The following is a 5,226-nucleotide window of genomic DNA, read 5'->3' as shown; positions in this document are numbered from 1 at the left end:
GTCTCCTCAAGGGGTGGGTTTTCACCACCATCCAAGAAATAGTTAGGATTTCGGGGGTTATCCCGCGAATCCCTTAGCTCATACCCCTCTAGTTTCTAGAGGCTCCTAGCTAAAACGAGCCGCACTAGATGTCTTATTTATGCCCCACTTATAGCGCTATAGGTGGGGTTCTTGAGTTTCATGGAAAGTTGAACCAGAGATGGCAAGCCTGATCCTTGAACTTCCCCAACCTAAGAGGACGGGGATTCCCAGGCACAACCTAGACGGCTGTTAGCTCCGTGGGCGTGACTTTCCCTCGCACCGAAGGTAGCTGGGCAGGGTCAATGCCCAGTTTTTTGAGACCCTTGTTCTTGATGTTGACTGCTCCATTCACATCAGCATCATCGTGATACTCGCACTCAGTGCAAACAAACTTTTCACCATTTCGATTGTCTGCACTAACATGATGGCATCTTGGGCATTGTTGAGATGTATTTCTGGGATTGACTTTGATCACAGGTATGCCTGACTTTGCAGCCACGACTTCAACCTTTTTTACTAATTCACCCCAGGCAGCATCAGAAATTACACGATTAAGACCTCTTTTAGCCGATTGTCCGTTGTAATCGTAGCCACCATTTTCATTGGGTTTTGGCTTACAACGGGATTTCATCCCTTTTATGTTTAAATCCTCAAACACAAGGGCATCTGCTCCGTCGGTTAGCTTCTTAGCCGTTTCCCAATGATATGCAGAACGACTGTTAGTAATCCAATCGTGCAACGAAGCTACTCTGCTAAATGACTTTTTACGATTATTTGAGCCTTTTCTTTTCCGACTTGCAGATCGCTGTCTTAATCTTAAACGCCTAGATTGACGTTTATATTTCTTGGTATTGGCTGGGTTCTGAATAGTTTCCCCATTAGAAACACTAACAAGCTTTCTAATTCCTATATCACATCCCTTAACACGACAGGGGGTAATTTCATTAGCAGCTTTTACCGGGGGTAACGGTAGGGATTTATCTTCGATCTGGATACTAACAAACCACCCTCGCGATTTCCGGCGAACGGTCACGGACTTCATAGTAAAACCATTTGGAATAGGACGGGAATTATGAAAACGCATCCATCCTATACCTGGCAAGTAGATTTTATGGCAATCTAGTTTTACTTGCCCTGGTGAGTACTTAAAGCTACGAAAACGAGAACGTCTTTTAGGTTTGGGATATTTTGCTTCTCCTTTGAAAAACTTAGAAAAAGCTACATCTAACTGTCTCAACATTTGTTGCAAAACAGTTGAATTGATCCCTTTGTACCAAGGACGCTCTTTCTTGAGGGTAGGGAGAGTTGAACTTTGAATCTCGTAAGTACTTCTTCGAGGGTTTTTCTGACTCTTTTTCCAGGGATATCCGATCGATGTTGACTTATTTACCGAGCAAGTTAATGGGCACGCCTCTCCACGAGTTTTTAAGTCACAGTAATCTCCCATTTTCGGTGATTTAACTTGTTCATAAGACTCGCTTCTATCTCTCAACAAGTAATTGTACTGAGCCAAAAGCATTTCTAACCATCGGTTCATGGTAGCTTCTTGTGTTCGATTCGGAATTAATTTGTAAGCGTAACCCAATTGCATGGCATCGACCTTTTTCTCCGGAAACGAAATCTTAGATAGTGGAGCCTTATTACAAAAGACTTAAACCTTTTATGCAAAACCAATCACCCATAAAGGCTGGAGCCGAATCCTACAGTAAGGTAGCCTTAATCCAAAAGTTTTAACCCTTTTACGCATAGCCTGCCAACCATAATGGATTAAAACAGATGGCGGCTAAAACTGGTTTAACTTTATCGCAATATTTAGAATTTAGAAGCGCTAGGAAAAACTGGCGTACTACCGTAAGCATTTGTTTGAGGGGAAAAGAATACCCTACCCTGTAGAGGGATAGGGTATTCTTTTCCCCTCAAGCTCCCAGACTCGATAACGATCATTAAGACTGCAAAGCACCACTTTGGACCATCATCAGGATGAAAATACCAACACTGGCTACCACCAAAACAAGACCTAAAGCCACTGATTGACCCAAATGGTTGGGAGTTTGAGAAGTCTTCATGTCTGTTGTCCTTTCTTAAAGTTATGTATGCCGATAATGAACGATAACAAACTTTTGCCAAGGTTGATAAAAAAATGCAAAGTATCTTAACGTAACTTTACTTAAGTTAATACTGACTAAAGTGTGATCTAGTTTGCTCTTTAGCCGAAGGGAATATGATTTTATTGGAACTGACGAACGTGATGGCATTAGCCCCCGTGATTCATCCCGGGGATATAAGCGTGCTTGAGGAATTTATTGGTCAAGGGATATTTTTTCTTCTGTTGTCCTCAATCCCTGTCTTGATGATGCAGTTCTGGGTGAAACCCTATCATGAAGGCGCACCCGTCGCTTTAGAGCGGGGAATGTCAATCATGTAAAAGGATAATCGGGTTTAAGTCAACTTCCGGATCTCAGCAAGCTTGCTAGGAGCAATGAACGCTAAAGCTAGCTCACTCGGACATAGCTAGCACTTCAGCTACACAAAACCTACCAGAGAAGATAGATGAACCTACAGCCGTTGTCCGTGGTGAATTTCCTATAATTGGGGATGAGGCTAGTGCGATCGCTCAATGTAGTGGCTCTAGTTTAAGAGAAGCTGGTCGCAAGACTCAGTCTAATGGTGAAAGTATTGTCTGAATTAAACGTTTGAGTTTTGAAGTCAAAAAAATAAGGAATCAAAAGTGGTATCGCCAGGTAATCGAGTCAATCTAGGGTTTGTGTCATCAAACGCAACAGCCGAGATAAGTGTATTTTTGAACACGTTTTTAAAGAATGTTAAGAGGGGGATTATGGTTGAAAATAATTTGGGCTGAGAAATTATGGTTGCAGTCTCAGTTGCCATAATTTCGACTCACAATTCCGATGATTGTGGGTCGAGGTATTTATGATTGCATTTCGTTACACTTCAGGATTAGTGTTCAAACGATTTATCCTCCTTAGCAAGTCTTCAGTAAAAACTTTATAAGCATTTTTTGTTGCCTTGTAAATTGCTTGATTACCTATAATTGTATTTCTGTCTGTTCCTTCGAGATTAGTTACATCAGGAACTTTCCAAATTGGAACTCTATACTTTTGAGCCATTGAAGGTAATGTATTATGTGTATGCATAACTTCTTGATCGCCAATCGGATTATCAATCATCTCGTCATCTAAGTGTTGACGAACTTCAGAACTGATATAATCCCTAACTGTTTGAGGGATACGATTTGCATAATTATAAGCAGCTTGAGCAAGATTGAGGGTTGTACGACCTGAATATTTTTTGGCATTGTATATAGTAAATCCCAGAAAGCTCACAAACCTTTCTGGAAATTCATTTCTTTTTTCACTAGAAATAAGGGTATAAATAGTATCAAAATCTTTTTTCCATTCAAGTAAAGATTTACCAATATTTCTAATTCCATACAAAGAAAACATATCAGGAAAACAAGGCACTAAAAAACCATCAACTGTAGATATAATTACCTTATTTAAAGCTCCTAAACTTGGAGATGTATCCACAATTATAAAGTCATATTTACTTTCGGAAGCATATCTACGAGCTATAGCTCTAATTTGAGTTATGGTTCTAATTGAGAGTGGTTCTCCGCTATATAAACCAGCCCAGCGTTCGGCAATTTTATTTTCGTACATATGTAGGGTTAGACGACCTGGAATTAAATCTAGGTTTGTAGCTACTTCAATTGGACGAGGAAGAGATTGTGGCTCGCTTATGCCATCCTCTATAGGCTTAAGAATATAATGAATTGTTCTGTGATTTCTATTAAAAGATTCAAAATCTGAATCTTCAAATTTCTTACGGGTCGCATTGAAATCATCAATGAATCCATCTTCATCCTGCCAAATTTTATGTAAATTTTCTGAATCTAATCCATAAATAGTTAAATTACATTGAGGGTCTAAATCAAGCATTAAAACTTTTTTACCAAGTTCTGCTAAAGCGCAGGCTAAATGATATGTAAGAGTTGTTTTACCCACACCACCTTTATTGTTAAAAACCGAAATTAACTTCACTGAGATGCTCCTGAATTTAATATTTAAACACCCGATTATGTTATTTATAGCAAACTATTTGGTGTTGCTGATTCTGGGTATGGTTTAGCCCCCCTAGCCCCCCAATTCTGGGGGGAACAAAACTCTAAAAGTCCCCCAGAATTGGGGGACCAACGGGGGCTTTAACTTTCACCAGATGATCGCGCATTCATTCCTTAATTCAGCAACGCCAACTATTTGACAGGTCTTTAATGGATCTTAACAATTTCAAAAATACTCTGCCAACCCCTAAAAAACCTAGAACCTACATTCCGCACTTCAAAATACCTATTTAATTCCTTGGTTTAACTGCATTCGGATTTGCCCACACTCCTAAACAATATGCGATCGCATATTCCGAAGCGTGCCTAAGCCCATCCCACGATGGACAATCCTGTTTGTGCTCTTCCTAAGGATAGGCTAAACCTTCACTTAGTTAAACCATGTTCTAGAGCATAGCGAACTAACTCGGTACGGCTATTAGTTCCGGTTTTGCTAAACAGACGACTGACGTATTTCTCAACATTACGAACACTAGTCTCTAAACGTCGGGCAATTTCTTTATTCATTAGCCCTTGGGCAACCAAATCTAATACACTCTGCTCTCTAGCTGTAAAATCAATGCGCAAGGGTGGTGGAGTTTGGACAATTCCATTCTTCTGGTCTAACATTGCGCGAATTTCAGCCACCTGCTTCGCTATCTTCTCAAGCTCTGTACTGCCTACACTATCTTCAGAGCTAGCAGCGCGACGCTCCAAGAGGTTTTGAACAATAGCGACTAATTCATCTGGATCAAAGGGCTTCGGTAGGTAAGCATCACAACCGGCCTGATAACCCTGAATTCGATCTGAGGTCATGCCACGGGCGGTCAGAAACACTACTGGCAGTGCTTTAAAACGGGGGTCATCTCGAAGCTGCTGTAGAAATTGATACCCATCTACTTTAGGCATCATGATGTCAGAAATTACTAGCTCGGGTGTGTTTTGCTGTAACATCTGCCAAGCATCATTAGCATTGCTGGCAACCTGTACAGTAAAACCAAATTCTGCCAAATACTCCTTGACCGCTTCCCTTACTCCTGGTTCGTCGTCTACCAATAAGAGTTTTGCTGACATCGCTACTTCCA

General features: G+C 40.7%; 4 protein-coding genes. All 4 read right to left on the bottom strand.

Annotated features, from left to right (window positions below; translation table 11 throughout):
* Positions 1-259 precede the first annotated feature (259 nt).
* Positions 260-1,612: an RNA-guided endonuclease InsQ/TnpB family protein gene (locus F6K20_RS23175; protein ID WP_287296170.1), complete on the bottom strand. Its 1,353-nt coding sequence runs from the start codon at positions 1,610-1,612 to the stop codon at positions 260-262.
* A 352-nt stretch (positions 1,613-1,964) separates the two neighbouring features.
* Positions 1,965-2,087 (bottom strand): hypothetical protein, encoded by a 123-nt coding sequence (locus F6K20_RS23170; RefSeq protein WP_008180130.1) that lies wholly within the window; start codon positions 2,085-2,087, stop codon positions 1,965-1,967.
* Between the two features lie 879 nt (positions 2,088-2,966).
* On the bottom strand, positions 2,967-4,082 hold the full coding sequence (locus tag F6K20_RS23165) for a ParA family protein (protein WP_287296168.1): 1,116 nt from the start codon (positions 4,080-4,082) through the stop codon (positions 2,967-2,969).
* Positions 4,083-4,528: 446 nt separating this feature from the next.
* On the bottom strand, positions 4,529-5,215 hold the full coding sequence (locus F6K20_RS23160; protein ID WP_044492336.1) for a response regulator transcription factor: 687 nt from the start codon (positions 5,213-5,215) through the stop codon (positions 4,529-4,531).
* Positions 5,216-5,226 lie beyond the last annotated feature (11 nt).

It is taken from the genome of Moorena sp. SIO2C4 (assembly GCF_010672485.1).
In the GTDB taxonomy this organism is placed as follows: domain Bacteria; phylum Cyanobacteriota; class Cyanobacteriia; order Cyanobacteriales; family Coleofasciculaceae; genus Moorena; species Moorena producens.
This window is presented reverse-complemented; position numbering and strand designations above follow the sequence as displayed.